The 16,105-nt window shown below is 59.2% G+C and carries 25 protein-coding genes and 1 pseudogene; 14 read left to right on the top strand and 12 right to left on the bottom strand.

Features of this window, described 5'->3' with window-relative positions; genetic code table 11:
* Nucleotides 1-488: 488 nt before the first annotated feature.
* Nucleotides 489-1,994, top strand: a complete 1,506-nt coding sequence (locus tag N2600_RS05410) for a DegQ family serine endoprotease (RefSeq protein WP_260298333.1) — start codon at nt 489-491, stop codon at nt 1,992-1,994.
* Nucleotides 1,995-2,117: 123 nt separating this feature from the next.
* Here the strand turns inward: N2600_RS05410 and N2600_RS05405 are convergent, their stop codons facing one another.
* A complete protein-coding gene (locus N2600_RS05405) occupies nt 2,118-2,492 on the bottom strand; it encodes a hypothetical protein (protein ID WP_222386129.1) in 375 nt (124 codons plus the stop codon).
* A 72-nt stretch (nt 2,493-2,564) separates the two neighbouring features.
* The gene (locus N2600_RS05400) at nt 2,565-2,969 is read right to left on the bottom strand and encodes a hypothetical protein (protein ID WP_222386128.1); all 405 of its coding nucleotides are present in this window, start codon (nt 2,967-2,969) and stop codon (nt 2,565-2,567) included.
* A 190-nt stretch (nt 2,970-3,159) separates the two neighbouring features.
* On the opposite strand from N2600_RS05400, the gene N2600_RS05395 reads away from it, so the two are divergent.
* The 8 genes from N2600_RS05395 to N2600_RS05360 all read left to right on the top strand — a co-directional run bounded on the left by N2600_RS05395 (nt 3,160) and on the right by N2600_RS05360 (nt 6,400).
* On the top strand, nt 3,160-3,459 hold the full coding sequence (locus N2600_RS05395; RefSeq protein ID WP_260298332.1) for a hypothetical protein: 300 nt from the start codon (nt 3,160-3,162) through the stop codon (nt 3,457-3,459).
* A gap of 137 nt (nt 3,460-3,596) precedes the next feature.
* The gene (locus N2600_RS05390; RefSeq protein ID WP_170279068.1) at nt 3,597-3,860 is read left to right on the top strand and encodes a DUF1488 domain-containing protein; all 264 of its coding nucleotides are present in this window, start codon (nt 3,597-3,599) and stop codon (nt 3,858-3,860) included.
* Between the two features lie 78 nt (nt 3,861-3,938).
* Nucleotides 3,939-4,301, top strand: coding sequence for a hypothetical protein (locus N2600_RS05385; protein WP_260298330.1), 363 nt, complete (start codon nt 3,939-3,941; stop codon nt 4,299-4,301).
* A 71-nt stretch (nt 4,302-4,372) separates the two neighbouring features.
* The gene (locus N2600_RS05380; RefSeq protein ID WP_260298329.1) at nt 4,373-4,519 is read left to right on the top strand and encodes a hypothetical protein; all 147 of its coding nucleotides are present in this window, start codon (nt 4,373-4,375) and stop codon (nt 4,517-4,519) included.
* An 85-nt stretch (nt 4,520-4,604) separates the two neighbouring features.
* On the top strand, nt 4,605-5,048 hold the full coding sequence (locus tag N2600_RS05375) for a pyridoxamine 5'-phosphate oxidase family protein (RefSeq protein ID WP_260298328.1): 444 nt from the start codon (nt 4,605-4,607) through the stop codon (nt 5,046-5,048).
* 207 nt (nt 5,049-5,255) lie between these two features.
* Nucleotides 5,256-5,492, top strand: coding sequence for a hypothetical protein (locus N2600_RS05370; protein ID WP_162119610.1), 237 nt, complete (start codon nt 5,256-5,258; stop codon nt 5,490-5,492).
* A gap of 128 nt (nt 5,493-5,620) precedes the next feature.
* Nucleotides 5,621-5,803, top strand: coding sequence for a DUF3606 domain-containing protein (locus N2600_RS05365; RefSeq protein ID WP_222295974.1), 183 nt, complete (start codon nt 5,621-5,623; stop codon nt 5,801-5,803).
* 396 nt (nt 5,804-6,199) lie between these two features.
* On the top strand, nt 6,200-6,400 hold the full coding sequence (locus tag N2600_RS05360; protein ID WP_017963405.1) for a hypothetical protein: 201 nt from the start codon (nt 6,200-6,202) through the stop codon (nt 6,398-6,400).
* A gap of 750 nt (nt 6,401-7,150) precedes the next feature.
* On the opposite strand, the gene N2600_RS05355 is transcribed toward N2600_RS05360, so the two are convergent.
* Nucleotides 7,151-7,336, bottom strand: a complete 186-nt coding sequence (locus N2600_RS05355) for a hypothetical protein (protein WP_017963404.1) — start codon at nt 7,334-7,336, stop codon at nt 7,151-7,153.
* 667 nt (nt 7,337-8,003) lie between these two features.
* Here N2600_RS05355 and N2600_RS05350 point away from each other — a divergent pair.
* Nucleotides 8,004-8,240, top strand: a complete 237-nt coding sequence (locus N2600_RS05350) for a DUF6894 family protein (RefSeq protein ID WP_026154058.1) — start codon at nt 8,004-8,006, stop codon at nt 8,238-8,240.
* A 172-nt stretch (nt 8,241-8,412) separates the two neighbouring features.
* Nucleotides 8,413-9,201 carry a Crp/Fnr family transcriptional regulator gene (locus N2600_RS05345; protein ID WP_260298326.1) on the top strand — a complete coding sequence of 263 codons (789 nt, stop codon included), beginning with the start codon at nt 8,413-8,415 and terminating at the stop codon, nt 9,199-9,201.
* Between the two features lie 132 nt (nt 9,202-9,333).
* Here the strand turns inward: N2600_RS05345 and N2600_RS05340 are convergent, their stop codons facing one another.
* Nucleotides 9,334-9,762 (bottom strand): DUF1515 domain-containing protein, encoded by a 429-nt coding sequence (locus tag N2600_RS05340; RefSeq protein ID WP_260298325.1) that lies wholly within the window; start codon nt 9,760-9,762, stop codon nt 9,334-9,336.
* A 128-nt stretch (nt 9,763-9,890) separates the two neighbouring features.
* Here N2600_RS05340 and N2600_RS05335 point away from each other — a divergent pair, with 128 nt between their 5' ends.
* Entirely contained in the window at nt 9,891-10,016 is a 126-nt protein-coding gene (locus N2600_RS05335; RefSeq protein WP_260298901.1) for a hypothetical protein, read from the top strand.
* Nucleotides 10,017-10,046: 30 nt separating this feature from the next.
* Here the strand turns inward: N2600_RS05335 and N2600_RS05330 are convergent, their stop codons facing one another.
* The 5 genes from N2600_RS05330 to N2600_RS05310 are packed head-to-tail and all read right to left on the bottom strand — an operon-like array spanning nt 10,047 to nt 13,173.
* Nucleotides 10,047-11,888, bottom strand: a complete 1,842-nt coding sequence (locus N2600_RS05330; protein ID WP_260298324.1) for an SGNH/GDSL hydrolase family protein — start codon at nt 11,886-11,888, stop codon at nt 10,047-10,049.
* A complete protein-coding gene (locus N2600_RS05325; protein ID WP_260298883.1) occupies nt 11,885-12,070 on the bottom strand; it encodes a hypothetical protein in 186 nt (61 codons plus the stop codon). Before N2600_RS05325 ends, N2600_RS05330 begins: the two co-directional genes overlap by 4 nt.
* 47 nt (nt 12,071-12,117) lie before the next feature.
* The gene (locus N2600_RS05320) at nt 12,118-12,480 is read right to left on the bottom strand and encodes a hypothetical protein (protein WP_260298323.1); all 363 of its coding nucleotides are present in this window, start codon (nt 12,478-12,480) and stop codon (nt 12,118-12,120) included.
* Nucleotides 12,480-12,944 carry a lysozyme gene (locus N2600_RS05315; RefSeq protein ID WP_260298322.1) on the bottom strand — a complete coding sequence of 155 codons (465 nt, stop codon included), beginning with the start codon at nt 12,942-12,944 and terminating at the stop codon, nt 12,480-12,482. The genes N2600_RS05320 and N2600_RS05315 overlap by 1 nt, the downstream gene beginning before the upstream one ends.
* Nucleotides 12,919-13,173, bottom strand: coding sequence for a DUF7940 domain-containing protein (locus tag N2600_RS05310; RefSeq protein ID WP_260298320.1), 255 nt, complete (start codon nt 13,171-13,173; stop codon nt 12,919-12,921). The genes N2600_RS05315 and N2600_RS05310 overlap by 26 nt, the downstream gene beginning before the upstream one ends.
* 247 nt (nt 13,174-13,420) lie before the next feature.
* On the opposite strand from N2600_RS05310, the gene N2600_RS05305 reads away from it, so the two are divergent.
* Both N2600_RS05305 and N2600_RS05300 read left to right on the top strand, forming a co-directional pair.
* Entirely contained in the window at nt 13,421-13,957 is a 537-nt protein-coding gene (locus N2600_RS05305; RefSeq protein ID WP_260298319.1) for a hypothetical protein, read from the top strand.
* A 127-nt stretch (nt 13,958-14,084) separates the two neighbouring features.
* Entirely contained in the window at nt 14,085-14,768 is a 684-nt protein-coding gene (locus N2600_RS05300; RefSeq protein WP_260298317.1) for a methyltransferase family protein, read from the top strand.
* Nucleotides 14,769-15,207: 439 nt separating this feature from the next.
* On the opposite strand, the pseudogene N2600_RS05295 reads toward N2600_RS05300, so the two are convergent.
* The 3 genes and pseudogenes from N2600_RS05295 to N2600_RS05285 form a co-directional block, all read right to left on the bottom strand.
* Nucleotides 15,208-15,388: pseudogene (locus N2600_RS05295) on the bottom strand (hypothetical protein); the annotation flags it as partial.
* Entirely contained in the window at nt 15,388-15,849 is a 462-nt protein-coding gene (locus N2600_RS05290; RefSeq protein ID WP_260298315.1) for a lysozyme, read from the bottom strand. The pseudogene N2600_RS05295 and the gene N2600_RS05290, both read right to left, overlap by 1 nt.
* Entirely contained in the window at nt 15,842-16,042 is a 201-nt protein-coding gene (locus N2600_RS05285) for a DUF7940 domain-containing protein (RefSeq protein WP_162119090.1), read from the bottom strand. Before N2600_RS05285 ends, N2600_RS05290 begins: the two co-directional genes overlap by 8 nt.
* Nucleotides 16,043-16,105: the final 63 nt, after the last annotated feature.

Genomic DNA, 16,105 nt, shown 5'->3' with positions numbered 1-16,105 from the left:
GAAGAAGAAATAATTTAGAGTCTACTAACATTTTATATTTGCAATGGGATCCGGAATACAATTCCAGAAAGAGCACAGGATCGTCTGCCGGCAAATTACGGACGCATGCGGCGATCGGATCACCGCCTCCAGGAATAAGTCCATTTATTGTCGAATAAAAACATGGCGGCGGCCGCCAAACGAGGTAAAATCAAGCCGGAATTTTTGAGAAGCTCAAACGCTGCATGAGCGAAGATTAAATTCCAGTCATATCTTACAAATCGGCAATATAAACATGATCAAACTTTAATTTGTAAATCCGCTTGGTGGGATCATATGTATCCCGGGCGCCAATTCTTCTCTCCCCCGGTCGCCGCCCCTCGACGACTGCGCGTTTCCAGAAGGAATTGGCGCCAAACGCCATCCGACGCCAGGTCCCAGGACATGGAACCACGACGCCATCCAAGCCAACGCTCTCGCCAGGGACCACCGCCCAAGGGATCACCACCATGTCACACATCCTCCGCAATCATCGCACCGCAGCCCTTGTGGGGGCCGCCATCATCGCCGGTGCGGCATGCCTGCCCGTTGCGATCAACGCCTCCAATGCCGTTGCCGCGCCTTCGGATACCGGAGGCGTTCTCGCCCCCAGCGGCTCCTTCGCCTCCATCGTCGATGCCGACAAACCTGCCGTCGTCACCGTCACCACGACTGTCAAGACAACCGATGTCAGCGCAGATCAGCAGGAGTCGCCGATGGACGAGCAGTTCCGCCAATTCTTCGAGGACCAGGGCATCCCGCTGCCGCGCCAGGCGCCGAAAAACCGGCCGTCGCAGCAGGCAATGGCGCTCGGCTCCGGCTTCATCATCAGCCCCGACGGGGTGATCGTCACCAACAACCATGTCATCGACAATGCCGTCGACATCAAGGTGACGCTGGATGACGGCACCGAATTGCCGGCCAAGCTGATCGGCACCGACCCGAAATCCGATGTCGCCGTGCTGAAGATAGAGGCGGGCAAGCCGCTGCAAACCATTGGCTGGGGCGATTCCGACAGGCTGAAGCTCGGCGACCAGATACTGGCGATCGGCAATCCCTTCGGTATCGGCACCACAGTAACGGCCGGCATCGTCTCGGCGCGCGGCCGCGACCTGCACAGCGGTCCCTATGACGATTTCATCCAGATCGACGCGCCGATCAACCATGGCAATTCCGGTGGCCCGCTGGTCGACCGCAGCGGCAATGTCGTCGGCATCAACACCGCCATCTATTCGCCGAACGGCGGCAGCGTCGGCGTCGGTTTCGCCATTCCCTCCGATGAGGCGAAGGCGATCGTCGCCAAGCTGCAGAAGGACGGGTCGATCAATCACGGCTATCTCGGCGTGCAGATCCAGCCGGTCACCAAAGATGTCGCCGATGCCGTCGGCCTCGACAAGACCGGCGGCGCGCTGGTCGCCGCCATCACTGCCGATACGCCGGCCGCCCATGCCGGCCTGAAGCCCGGCGATATCGTCACCTCAGTCGGCGGCGAGAGCGTCAAGACACCGAAGGACCTGTCGCGCCTGGTCGCCGACCTTTCGCCGGGTGCCAAGGAAGCTCTCGGCGTCTGGCGCGACGGCAAGACCATCGATCTCAATGTCACGGTCGGCACCAATGAGGACGGCCAGAAGCAGGCCGCAGCCGAAAGCCCGGACACCCAAGGCCAAAGCACCGGCCAGCCGAGCCTCGGCATCGGCCTTGCCGACCTCACGCCCGACGTGCGCCAGCAGCTCAACCTGGCGCGCTCTGTCAACGGCGCGGTGGTCGCCAAGGTCGCCCCGGACAAGTCAGCGGCTGCCGCCGGCATCCAGTCCGGCGATGTCATCGTCTCGGTGAACGATAGACCGGTCCATAACGCCCGTGACGTCAAGACCGCGATTGCCGACGCCGGCAAGGCCGGCCGCAAGTCGGTGCTGCTGCTCGTCGAACGCGACGGCAACAAGACCTTCGTAGCCGTGCCGTTTGGGGCAGCGTGACGGTCGCCCGAGCTTTTGCCGCAAACAGGAAAAGCCTGCCTGAGGCGGGCTTTTCGACGCACCGGAGCGTAAAGACCTTGGAGCCAAGCACCGCTCAGTCGGCGAAGCTCTTCTATTTGCTGCTCAGGGAGATTTCAGCTTCGTGCTCTTTGCGCGCATGCGGAATCTGCCGCTTTGGCGGTTTACTTCCTGCTGTTTTACCGCATCGGATTGGCTGCGTTGCGCGGCCTCCAATTGCTGCCGCGTCGGAAGATCATGGTCGTAGCTGGAAGCGCTGAATGCGGTCGCGTTATCGAATGCACCTTTGTGTGGACGCGCCAGACCATAGGCTTGCCTGTCAGCGCTATCGATCCCCTCCTCCGCCGACGATGACCGCGCTTGACGCGCCTGCGCTATGAGATCGTCTGCAGTCGGGCTTAAGGTTGCGATTTTCCGCAAGAAGGCGATGATTTTGCTTTTCCTGGCCTTGTCCTTTTGATCGGCGGGAATCCCAGACATGTCTTCTTCCTTATCCGTCATGTCATCGCGATGATCGATCGAGGGGTATCGGCGACATCGCCGCAGGCCCGTTCACGGGATCTCGGACAATCGTTCAGGCAGTCTGGTTTTGGTCAAACGGTAGCCTGGCGGCCGTGGTGGTGTATCCGCACGCCCCGACGCCGTATACCGCGCGATCCGATAGGCTTTCATCGGAGCGCCGCCGTCATCCTGCCACCTGGCAAAGGAGGCGTCTTCGGTCGCATGAGGAAGCGGGCCTGAACTCAGCTGCGTCGCCAGATACATTTTCAGCGACGACCTCAACGCGGCCTCGTCGACGATGCCCATCTGGAAACAATGAATGAGGAAACTTGTGGCGGTGATCTCAGTCTCATCGACCGCATGAGTTTCACCGCCGCGAAAGCCGGCCTTTCGCAGAATACGATCGAGCATTCTCAGATTGGCAATATCGAAAAACTGATCTGAAGTGGAAGACATGATGTCCTCCTTCGTTGGGGCTAGGGTTCACTGGCGCTAACATCACTGGCGCGCCCCAAGCAGCGGTGCCCGTATCGTGCCCGCCGATAAATTAGCTTGCGCTTATTGCCAGCTGACCGCAACCTCATTCGGCTACGGCCATTGATAATGGCGTGGCGGAACCCATTTCAGTGAGAGGAGGATTCGCATCATGCGGTTCAACGATGAAGCGACCCTCACAAAGCCGTCGGCACTGCCGGTGGAAAGGCGTGCACTGGTCAATCACCTGAGAGAGGCAATCGCGCGGTTGACGCACGGGCTGGCAGCCGCCGGATTGGTGGAATTCGTGCCGTCACTGCTCGAGATCAACAAAGTTCTCCGTGATATGACGGATGAAATTTCCCGTGCGGATTCGCTCTATTCCGATGAGGTTATCACGGGTACGATGCGCTTGATCAAGACATCGGAAGCTTTGCTTGAAAACCGGGTCATCGTGCAGACCATCCATTGATATCTGCTGGACGCTCCGACATGCAGGCAGGCTGATCGCCGGACATCCGGCATCAAGCTATTCGCCCTTCGTGCATCCATCATCACCGGTGCCCGAGCTCCGCAGGTCGGCCGCGCCCATTTCCAAGGATAACCGCAATGACGCTTATTTTCCCCAACAGAAGCCGCAGCTTCGACGAAGCGCGAAAAGGTGTCCGCTTCACCGGCTATGACGGCATGTTCGAGGTCAGGTTTCTGGTCGAAGAAGCAGCCCTCGGCAGCACGATTACCCATAATTCTTCCGAAGCCGCCTACCTCAATGCATTTGATGCAGCGCGTTCTTCGATTCAGGAAGCCGCATCGCGGGCCTATCAGCATAGACGCGGAAATAACTTTACGCTCACGGCCGCAGATTTTCGCTGACCGATGGAAGGCGTGCGGTCGGCGAACTGAAACTGCGACCATCCTGCTACTGCCGTATGAGACAGGGGAGCAAAGCATATGGTTTCGACACGATACCGCCCGAAAGACCTGAAGCTGGCACGTCGCCATATCGTGAAGGCGGCGCATCGCGTTGCTGATCAGGAAATGGTGATCAGGAAACTATTGCGCAAAGGCAGACCCTCCGGATTGGCCTATGCGCTGCTCAGCAGGCTCTACGACGATCATCGGCGAAAACTCGATCGGCTGAAACTGATCGAAGCGATGGTTGAGGTAGAAGCGCAACCCTGTATGGACGTGCCCAGCAATCCTGGGACATCCGCGCCGCACTTTGCGATCGTGCGCAGCAGCGGGATCTCGCTGCAGGACCGGCAATCCGCGACGCCTTGCAGTGCAGATGTTTGGCGCCCATATCTGGTGTAGTGGCAGCTTGTGAACGGGTGCTGCTTCCCGGGGTGATCAGAGTTACCCGGCCCCAACCAAAGGAGGGCATGATGTCTTCCACGGTAAACATCCATTCGTGGAAACGCGTCGCTCAGCATATCGGCAGGTTCCGGTATATCGACTTTCTGGTGAAATCGACACCGGCAATCTGTCTGGCCTTTATCGTCTATATCATCTTCAAGGATGTCTTCTGGTAGGCGCTGCAAGACTGTTGCGGCGAGCCAAGACGCTAGGCTGCCGATCAGATGAAGGGCTGAAACGCTGACGGAATTGGATAGTGCGATGCAACTGCGAGAAATGGGTGAACAAGATTGCCTCGCCTTTCTGGCAGGCCACACCCGTGGCCACCTGGCATGTCTCGGCGAAAAATATCCCTATATCGTTCCCATTCAGTATGCCTGTGAAAAAGACCGGCTCTTCATATTTTCCATGCCGGGCCTGAAGATTGATCTATTGCGGGCCCATTCACCCGCCTGTGTTCAGGTTGAAGAATTCGGCGAAAACCGAACGTGGAAGAGCGTGCTTGTTCAGGGCACCTATGATGAGCTGACCGATACGCCGGCCCGGCATGACGAACGCCTCCACGCCTGGTCTCTGCTGCAGAAGCAACCGTTTTGGTGGGAACCCGGATCGCTTGTTCTAAGCTCGGAAAGCGAAGACAAGCCTGCTCCCTCCATATTCTTCGGCATTTCGATTGACGTGGTATCGGGACGGCAAGTGGTTTAAGGTGGCGTCTTCAGACCTGCCGCGCCTCCACCATCGATTCACGGCGCGGCGTTGCTGTACGATATATGGAACTCCAGACAGACACGGCTCAGCGCTGTCCGATACCAGCCTTCCCATAGGGGCGCGGATTGCTTGATGCATCTTACCAACGCGGCTTGCTGAACCAGCATCGCGTTCAATGCCACACGACCACCCACAGGGAAAACGATGACAGACACACCCGAGAATGAAGCCCTTTTCAACATCACCGGACACTATGTGCAGGAATTGAAGGCCGTTCTTCAAAGCGAGAGCATTGTCGAGGGCTCCGACTACGAAAACAGCGCCTTCGACGAAAAACGACGCAATGAAGGACTTCACCTGCTGCGCTTCCACAAGACCGGGATCGCAGCGCAGGCGACGCAGATCTGGGAAAAACACAAGACGGCCCGGGCGCATCGATAAAACGGCACGAAGCCAGTTCTTCGACCAATGCCGGATTGAGGGTGACGGTTCTCCGATCCTCGTTCCGGAGAGAATAGGCGCTGACATGACCTGATGTCCGGCGCCACATTGCCTTGAAAGGAAAAATCATGACCAACGACACAGCGAAAAAGGCCCAGCCGGCCAAAGCGGCCGCGACTGACGGGCCCTACGACGTCATCTACTTCGCGAAGAAACACCGCATTTCCAACGAGGATGCCAAAGGCATCATCGAAAAGCACGGCGCCAATCGCAAGGAGGCTGATAAGGCCGGCCGGCGCATCAGCGTCTGAAGCCACCCAGGCGTTCATGCATACCTTCGTCCCAAAACACAGTTTTGAGGGACATGCATGACAGCGCCGCGCGTCTTTTCAGCCGCGCGGCGCTGTAACACTTTGGATCGACGCATCGTGCTTCCGAAGATCGATTCCGATTTGCGGGCCGATGCACTAGCCGCGGCTGGCCTGCATCTGCTTTCGATGCCACGATGCAACATCAGCGGACGAATTAACCCTACTGGCTTACCTTAATATCAGCATGCGCTTGAATACATCGGGGCCTATGCCATCGTAGCTTCAGGAAAACACTTCTGGTTCCTGAAGCAGCTCGCCGGAATCGTTGCCTGCCTTTTCGTGGAAAGGCGGCTTCCATGCATAGGGGCCGAGCTCAATCAAAATGGAGGGTATGTCATGAACAATGTCTTGGAATTTCGTGCAAAATGCCCGCATGTCGAAAGTCTGTCCGACTGTCGGGAAGCGCTTGAGCCGGCCGTCATGAAAATCGTCAGCGACGCCATCGGCAAAGGATATACGGCCGCTGAAGCCGCCATGGTGGTTGCCGATATCGCCGACGATTACATTCTCATGCTGTCGCGGCGCCCACGGCGTTGAAACGCTTTCCTGGCCCGCACCGGTGGCTTCGTGTGCCAGCGCAGGTGCTGAGGTCGACGCGGATTGCGGCGTCTTCGACGGTGGGAACTTTCAACATCAAGGTGACGAACGACTGGTGCAGCGTCCGTTGCGCGCCTTAGCTAAGAGACGCACGGCCTGCAATGATCTTGGCCGCTGGCAGCAGCCGGGAGCAAAGCGGCTATCATCGTGCTTGCATCAGTGGATCGCGCAGCAACTGCAGGGGTAGCAGTGGTACAGGAGACGAGACCTGCCGCGCGATCCGCCGCCAAAACCCCTGATCTTGTCGGAAGTTCCCCGGCAAAAATGCGACGCCACGATCCCGGAAAATCCGCCGAGAGATCATCAACAACCTGCCCGGGCACGTTGCGACCGCCACACCGATAAACTCCCGCGGGGCGAAAACCGACAGGCGCATCGCAACGCCAACGAAAACCCCGCCGGAGCGGGGCTTTCAGCGAATCCAGATGGAGCAAGCCGAGCAGTTATGTCCAGGTCTCAAACAAAATCGATTGTTGAAAATCCGGGCAACAGAAGCTCTTTCACCCGCCTTCGCGGCACCTTCCGTTTCGCTCAATCTTTGAGTCATTGCCGTAATGCGGCGTGAAGCACTCATATGCCCCGCCTGTCGCACCCCCCCCACAAACGAGAGCGGTTCAGCTTTCATGGACCGAACCGCTCTCACCTTTTGTTTGATGCATTCCTGGAGAACCGCGTCGCACGTCTCCTGGCCTAACGCCACTTGGGTTGGCGCGGCGGAGCGTTCGCGTGGATTTCATGGAGCGGCGCCCGGGGGCCGAGAAGCTTCTTCAGCTTCTTCTCCTCCGCCGGGCCGATCCCGAACTTGCGGCAATGTTCGGCAACATCATGCTCTCGCGGTCCGGGAATGCGAACTTGGCGATTGTTCATGGTCTTCATGACTGTTTCCTCCTTGAGAGGAAAACCGACACGCCGGCATTTTGTTCGTTAGCAGATGCTAAAATTTGATCTTTACAGAAGGTGGCAAGAGTTTCGTGCGGCCAGGTTTCGTTTGCTCCGTCTCGTGAAAGCTCGTGGGCTTCGCCGCTTTCTGGAAAATTTCAGAGATTGTATCGGTAGCTGGAACTTTTCCGCCGCCGCCGAGTTACGCGCGAGGATGATGGGATGCACGCCCCAATCCGCCTTTCCATCCTTGCCCCGCTCATGCGGGGCTTTTTTTTGCGCCGGCGCGACGCCAGGCGACAATTGCTGACGTCGGTGCGTCGGAGATCGGCAGCCTGCAAATCGTTGAGGCTATCCCCGGTGCATTTGCCGGCGGCAGCAGAACGATTGCTGCGATGAATGGAAAAATGCGGTCGGCCGGGAACAAGAGCCTTTCGCCGGCGTAAGGGCGCCGGGTCGTGCGGAGGAAGGTTTAACGACCATGCACTTCGATTTCTCCGTGCGGCCCGCCAACTCCCAAGAAAACCCAACTCGCCCCGCTTTGGTGGGGCGTTTTTTGTAACAACGCTCGGTCCCCTGGGGTAGCGCTCGTCTGAAGATCGGGAGGAACAATTTGTCGCAAGCTGAGTTAGGCGGGCCATCTCAATTGATGGAGGAACAGAAATTGCCAAGATATTTTTTCCACGTCCGCAGGAATGATGTCTTCGAGGAAGATTCGGAAGGCATTGACCTCGCTTCACCTGAACTTGCTTGCGAGGAAGCAACCCTTTCCGCCCGCGAGATCATTGCGGAGAGGATCCGTACCGGCGATCCGGCAGACGGAGGTGCGTTCGAGATCATGACTGAGGACGGCTCGCTGGTCGCGACAGTCCCCTTCCGATCCGCTATCCGCCTGGACTAGATCACACAAACGCGCGGCAGCGGGCAGCGCGCTGCAGGAGATTGGCTCGGTGTCGCGCTGCGGCTCTCCAAGACATCGTCGGTCGTTGCAATTGTCAAAACCGCACAGAATGTGAAATCCCTGAACCAAGGGATTAACCTCGCGTTTGTCATTCAGCAGGCGGTGTGGAATCATGACAATGATGATGCAGAGCGGAGTGAAGAACAGGCTGTTGCGCTCGTTTCCGAGGGATGCATTCGACCGTCTCGCGCCGCTTCTCGAGCCCATCGACCTTCCCGTCAACCATTCGCTCGTGCGGCCGCGCCAGCCGATCGAGCATGTCTGTTTTCTTGAAAGCGGCCTCGCCTCGATGGTTGTGGAAAGCGCCGACGGCAAAAGCGTTGAAATCCGCCACATCGGACGCGAGGGCATCGCCGGCTACCCCGTCGTCCTCGGCGTCGAGCGAACGCCGAACAAGACCTTCATGCAGGTGGCCGGTCACGGGCTTCAGGTAGCCACGGAGGATTTTCTTCCGATCCTTGACCATCCCGAGGCGCGGCAACTGCTGCTGCGCTATGTGCATACCTGCGAGCTGCAGCTTGCCCACAGCGCGCTGGCAGCGGCGAAATTCAACATGCATCAGCGGCTGGCCCGCTGGCTGCTGATGTGCCACGACCGCATTGACGGCAATGATCTGCCGCTGACGCACGAATTCCTGGCGCTGATGCTCGGCGTCAGGCGGGCGAGCGTCACCGATGAGCTGCACATTCTTGAAGGCATGCACGCGATCAGATCGACACGCGGCAACGTCCGCATCACCGACCGCAGCAAGCTGATCGAGATCGCAGGCGGCTGCTACGGCGTGCCGGAGCAGGAATACGAGCGGCTGATCGAAGGCTACGGCAAGCAGGTGGTTCATTCCCTCGAGCTGAATTTGAGGGGGGGGACAGAATCGGGGATCGCATCTAGCAAATTCCGCTGAGCAGGCTTCGCCCGCTGATTGATGAGATGGCTGCTGGCGCGGCTCTGAACCGCCTCGCAATCTTTAGATTGCTTCTCTCGCTTTAGTCTTTGTTTTTACAGCTGTCGTTGTCGCAAAACCGACGGCCGCGGTTCAATTGATCTTCAACCAGTGCCTGAGCGCCGCTACCGCGCCGTCGCTCGCATAGGCGATCACGCCGCCAACGGTCAGGCCGGCAAAGGCGATCAGTCCCGATATGCCGTAGCCGATCGTCTTCATCCGTTTCCACTCGTCAAGCGCCGGCGCGACCGCCTCCTGGTTCTTCTCGACGGTCTCCTTGAGGGTTTTGATTTCCTCACGGATCTGCGCATCCGCACCGCCGCTGATCGCCACACTTGTATCGAGCTGGGCGATCTGCCTGGCCTGCTCGTCGAGCCGCTTGTGGAGCACGGCGCGGCTGTCGTGGGCACTCACCTTTTCGTCGCTGACCTCCTTGCGCAGAAGCGCGACGTTGTCCTCGATGCCGGTCAGCCTTCCCTCGACACGCCCGAGGGCGCGCAGGATATCGTCATTGGATGTCATCTATCTCCCCTCTGGGGATGGAACGTTTTCAACCGGAGAATGTTGAATCCTAGAATTTTGCGTAAAAGTTTACATGCCGCAAGATAGCGTCGATCGGTATGGCGCGAGGCAAGGCCATGAGAATGTTATTGATGATCATCATCGGGGTTATGGTCGCGTCGATCCTGAGCATTCCGCTGATTAAGCCGTTCATCCAAGGCAGCGGCAAGAGCGAAACGCCGCCGCCGGTAATCCAGCAGCCGGAACCGAAGTGACGAGGCGACAAGCCTCTTCCGCTTGACCGCTCAAGGATTGAGTTTCAGCTTTTCGGATTGGGGAATGCCGTTGACGACACGGTCGATCACCGCGCCGTAGGGATGGACGCCATCCGGCGTGACACTCGGGCGCACGATGGAGCCGACCGGCAGGACCGTGGAGCGCGGTATCGAGATGGTCAGGGTGTTGCCGGAGATGCTGCCGATCGACGTGGTCGACAGGCGGGTGATACCATCCGGCCCGGCATAGGTGTTGATCTCCTGCTCCGGCGCGAAGATGCCGGCATCCGCCACTTCGATCGTCGTGTAGGTCGCAACCCCGTCCGTTCCCGACTGCACGGTCACCGCCGTGCTCGGCAGCTCGAGCATGCCGGGCCAGACGCCGTCCCTTTCAGCGGAGACCCAGGCCGCATAGGTATCGATCGCATCGTCGCAGCAGGCCGAGGTCTTCGCCAGAAGATCGGCGCGCAGCCGCCATTTGCCCGAGGCATCCGTGCCGTCCGCCGGCCAGGTGTTGTTGGCCGAAAAGCTCTGGTAGGCGGCCCTCAGATAGAGATCATTGGCGGTGATCGTGCCGGTTGCGGGCGATGTCGCCGATCCGGCAAAATTATAGGTGAAGCTGTTCGGCCCAGTGACCGTGATCACCACATTGCCGTTATACTCCGTCTGCGCAGCGCCGGAGATCGACACCGTCTGGCCGGTCGCAAGCCCGTTGATGCCCGAGGCGATCGTTGCCGTGACGACGGTGCCGACCGATGTCAAGGTGACCGTGCGGGTGGAAACCGTACGGCCGAGCGGCGGCAAGGCGACGATCTTGACGCCGGGGTAGCGCGCCCGAAGCCTGGTGATCAGGCTTCTGTAATTGGTGTTGAAAAATTGCGTGTAGGTCGCCGCCGTATCGTTCTGTCCCATCTGGTTGGCGATGACGGTGAACGGACTCTGATTGTTGTTGAAGGCGGTGATCTCGTCGAGAATGGCCCAGCGCCGGGTCGCAATCGCCGCACCGGTGCCGGTGAGCTCGCGCACGGAACCGTTTCCCGGCATGCCGATCATCAGATGCGGAATGCGGCCGATGCCGCCGTCCGCATCGAGCCAGCGGCGAAACCAGCCGAGATTGCCGCGCGCATCGGCGGCGGCGGAAAACTGCTGGCGCGCTTCCCCCAGGCTGTCGACAACAGCAAGGGCGACCGGCCTTCCACCCCAATCGCCCTTGGCGACCATGAAGTCAGGCCCGTAATATTGCGGCTGGGTGACGGTCGCGTAATTGCTATCGAGTGCGGCCGTGCTGTCGGCAAGCGGGGTGTCCTTGAAGGCGAGCAGCGTGGCGAGATCGCCCGCACCCCAGACGCGTTCGCCGCGGTGCTTCTGGATGCGGTAGACCGGCCAGATCTTCTCCCCGACGGCGGTATGATAAAACAGCCAGATTTCGATTTCGCTTTCCGGTGCGACATCGGGAATGGTCAGCTCGTCCGTCCAGGCGCCGTTCGTCTGGTCAGCGACGGTCACCGTGTTCAGGCCGGCGAAGGTGCATTGGTAAAAGACGCCGGCGACCCTGATGAACATCGCATCGGCGACCACGGCATTGCCCGGCGTGCCGATCGTGCCGGTGACGACCGTTTCCTGCGGCGAATTTCCGCCTTCTGTCGAGGCGAAGCCCGAGAGGTGAAAGCGGAAGCTCCTGGTCTTATACTGCGGCGTGTTGACGACGATCTTGCTGCAGACATAATTCGCGCCGGATGCGGCGGTGACGATGTTTCCAGACGGCATGCGGTTGCGGGTCGCGAAGAACATGTAGCGATCGGGGTCGCCGCCCGCCCCGCCTCCACCGCTCAGCATCGGATTCGTCAGGGCAAGCGAAATGGCGTTCATCATCGGCGTGTTCCATATCTGCTGGTGAGGTCGTCGTAGAATTGAACGGTGCGCCCCTGGCGGGCATTGACGCGGTCGAGCGCCTGGCGCTCACGGGCGAGGATCGCGATGACAGGCTCGCCTTCGACAACAGGCGCATGCGCTTCCTGCCGACGCAGATCGTCCGGCAGCGGCGGCAGAGTAATGCCGGCCGCGCCGCTGCCCCTTCGTCATCGCCGCCTTGTTCAGCCGCTCAGTGGCGGAGCAGCCACTGACGATCAGCAGCAGTGACAGCGCAAGCGCGGTTCTTTTCCGAAAGCTGAAGCTCATAGGATTGGATCTCGATTTCGAGTGTGTCTCTGGCGGCCTGCTCGGCGGCTTCTGCGGCCGCAAGGCGCTTGCGGTGCTCTTCGCTGGCTTGTGACGCCGCATTGCGCTGGCGCTCCATCTCGGCAGCCTGGGCCTCGGCTGCGCTCTTTTCGGCAACAAGGACATAGCCGGCGCGCGCCTGCCTTGCCGCCGAGGGATAGCCGATCGAGACGGCGTAGAGGTGATAGAGCATCACGCCGGCGGCGATGCCGGCGCCCAACTTGAGCGTGTCGAGGATAGAGAACATCAGATGCCCTCAAGGCAGAACTGGCGCTCTTTCTGCCGGCGCCGCGTCAGGCCCGGAAAGACGATGCCGGCGGCGCGGTTCCACTTCAACAGCGCCTCGCAGCCCTCGGCCGCCCTGCCCTGATTGATAAGCTTGATGGCGCTCGAACCGCAGGCCGCCTTGACGCCGACATTATAGGCAAAGGAGGTCAGCGCTACGAAACGCGGATCCGGCAGGGCCACGCGCACGCAGCTTTCGATGCCGCTCGCATAGGTCTTAAGCTCCAGCGCCAGCAGCGCCTTGCACTGCTCCACCGTCTTGCGGTCCCCGGGCTTGACGCCATTGGTGCTGCCATAGCAGATCGTCCACGGCTTCCCTTGCGTGGCCGGATCGGGATAGGCATTCTGGCGCAGCCCCTCAAAACTTCCAACGAGCGCCACAGCCATGGCCGCGGCGGCACTACCCTTCTGCAGGCGGTTTGCCATTCAAGTCTCCTGAGATTTTTTGCTGGACGAAAATGCGGGCGATGATCGCCGCAACGGCGAGAAGCCCTGTCGCCACCGACATGGCGAGCTGGATGTAGATGTTGCGCGACACCCAGGTGGCGGCGACGAAGGTGTAGACGGGCTCGATGATGATGAAGAGCAGCGCAAGCGCCATGAGGCGCACCGACCAGGCATGCTTCAGCACGGCGCGCCAGTTATGGACGAGCATGGAACGTCTCCGATGTTTGGAGGGGTTAAGCCGTGATCAGGTTCCGAAGGCGACGAAGAGCAACAGCCGCAGCGGCGTGCCGTCGATGTTCATGAAATCGCCTCGTTAAGGTGGATAAGTTTTGTGGAAGGTTGCAAATCTCCGCAGCCGGAGTCATTCATGCGGCGCTGGTCGAGCGGCAAGCCCCGCTAAAGCATTTGCGAATATTCTGCCCAGAACCACGAGGCCTTCCGAAGGAGGAAAGCGAATGCGTGTCTTCGTTCTGACTTTTGTTCGTCTCGGACCTGCTTTGGTCTATGCCATCGGTGCGCTATTTGCCGCGAGCATGCTACTGCTGGCCATGTATCCATCACGCCCGTTTGCTTGGGCGCTGTACCTGACGATGCTGCCAGTGTTGCGCTTACCCCTTATGTTACTGAGCGCGGCGGGGATGGGGGCGTGGGAACTTCTCATTGCGTTTGCGTCAATGGCGATTTTCGGCGTCTATCTTGCTTTTCATCCGAAACGGTTTCTTAGGACACGCTTCGTTCATGCCCATGTTGCGCTGCTTGGGCTGGTGCTTGCCAATGCCGCTGCAAGCACAGCCGAAGCAGGTCGCAGTGGGGCGTCACTCCCCGCCGGTTATATCGACTGGTCACTGCCGTTGCCTACAGCGCTGCTCGGAACCGCGTTGATCGTCGTGGCCGCCCTCGCCTGCCTTTTCACTCACGCCGAGATCATCCGCCGCATCCGCATCCGGGCCAGAATTGATCGGCTGCTGGCGCATCGCGTGTCGTTGCATTGACAGACGCCGACGGCGGCGCGGCGGTGTAAGTTACATCCCCAATAGTTGGTATTCACCAATTTTGCCGGTTGCGATTGCCATTTTCCGCAACCGTGCGAAGATGCGTTCAAACAACGCGGGGGCACCAATGAGCAATCGACACTTGATTATTGCAGATGTCATCGGCCGGATTGGCATTTGTTCCTATTCAATACTAGTTGTGTGGACCAAGATTGCGCGGACGATGACGACCGGCGACTATCCGTCCCGGGGCGTCGTATTCCTGATAGCTGAGATCGCTGCGGTCTTATTTATCGGCATGATGTGTGTCGTGACCTTAACGAGAATGCCCCAAGTACGATCTGCGCGCGGCGTTGAACCATACCTGACGGCGATCGCAGGCACCTTCCTCTTCCTGCTGATCGCCTTCCTGCCTCCGCCAATGGTGTTGCCAGATACTGCGCGCCTTGCCGCAATGGTTTTGATGATCATTGGCTTCTTTTCATCGGCATATATGCTTGCGATCCTCGGCCGCAGTTTCAGCATAGCACCGGGTGCAAGAGCTCTGGTCACAACGGGGCCGTATTCCATCGTCCGGCACCCGCTCTATCTGACCGAGGAGATATTCATTATCGGAATGATCCTATTCAGCTTTTCTCAGTGGACGGTACTTCTCGGAATCGTGCATTGGTGCCTGCAACTTCGCCGGATGAGTAACGAAGAGACGGTGCTCCGGGCGGCATTTCCAGACTACCGGTCATATGCCGAGCGCGTCCCCAAGGTGATTCCGTTTTTGCCCATGCGCGGCAAACGCGCCACGGCCGCTGGATGATTTCCTCGCCAGGTTCCGGCCGAGAGGCGACAACGCCAGAATGGAGATGATCAGCCGTCATGGCGGCAAAGGCCGGGGCGTCATCGGTCACACCATCCCCGGTCGCTCCATAATCATCTGGGTTATAAATCGTCATGGGTCTTTATCCTCTCTGCGGGTATTGGTAAGAGCTAGCTTAGGGTTGGATCGCATCAGTCATCATCACGCTTGCAATTCTCTACCTGCGCGCGCCGGACATTTGGCCGGTACGGTTTTGGGTTGAGGATTTGCTTGCATTTTTTTCGCAGGCTTAGCACGGCGGAATTTCAGTCCTCTTCAAAACGTATGCTGGCTATCTGCACACCGTTCCGAGGGTTATCAGCTTGCGTCTCTATGTTTCTCTGCAACCTATTCGCCGGAAGTGTTCTTGTTTTTGTACTGTTCATAACTGGCTGGGCAGCTGGCGCTCCATTTCGGCCGCCTGGGCCTCGGCTGCGCTCTTTTCGGCAAACAAGGACATAGCCGGCGCGCGCCTGCCTTGCCGCCGAGGGATAGCCGATCGAGACGGCGTAGAGGTGATAGAGCATCAGGCCGGCCGCGATGCCGGCGCCCATCTTGAGCGTGTCGAGGATAGAGAACATCAGATGCCCTCAAGGCAGAACTGGCGCTCTTTCTGCCGGCGCCGCGTCAGGCCCGGAAAGACGATGCCGGCGGCGCGATTCCACTTCAACAGCGCCTCGCAGCCCTCGGCCGCCCTGCCCGCATTGATGAGCTTGACCGCGCTCGAGCCGCAGGCCGCCTTGACGCCGACATTATAGGCAAAGGAGGTCAGCGCCACGAAATGCGGATCCGGCAGGGCCACGCGCACGCAGCTTTCGATGCCGCTCGCATAGGTCTTAAGCTCCAGCGCCAGGAGCGCCTTGCACTGCTCCACCGTCTTGCGGTCCCCGGGCTTGACGCCATTGGTGCTGCCATAGCAGATCGTCCACGGCTTCCCTTGCGTGGCCGGATCGGGATAGGCGCGCTGCCGGAGCCCCTCGAAGCTTCCGACGAATGCAACGGCCATCGCAGCTACGGCGCTGCCCCTCTTGAGCCTATTCATCTTTAAGATTCTCCTGGTGGATGATGCGCGCGATCGGGGACATCAGAAGGATACCGATGGATGGCCATTTCGGGATGAGGTCATCGAGGTACGGCACGACATTCGGCAGTAGCTCAAACAAGCCGGCCAAATAGACGCACCACATCGAGAGCGACCACGTGAGCACGCGGCGCTTATTGCGGATCAACTTCATTGGATTTTTTGTCTCCAGATCGGCACTTTAATAAAGTACCAGCAAGTACACTATTAGTTGTCT

The organism is Rhizobium sp. WSM1274, from assembly GCF_025200775.1.
Classification (GTDB): domain Bacteria; phylum Pseudomonadota; class Alphaproteobacteria; order Rhizobiales; family Rhizobiaceae; genus Rhizobium; species Rhizobium leguminosarum_I.
Note: the sequence above shows the minus strand (reverse complement) of the source record. Positions and strands in the feature narration are given on the sequence as shown.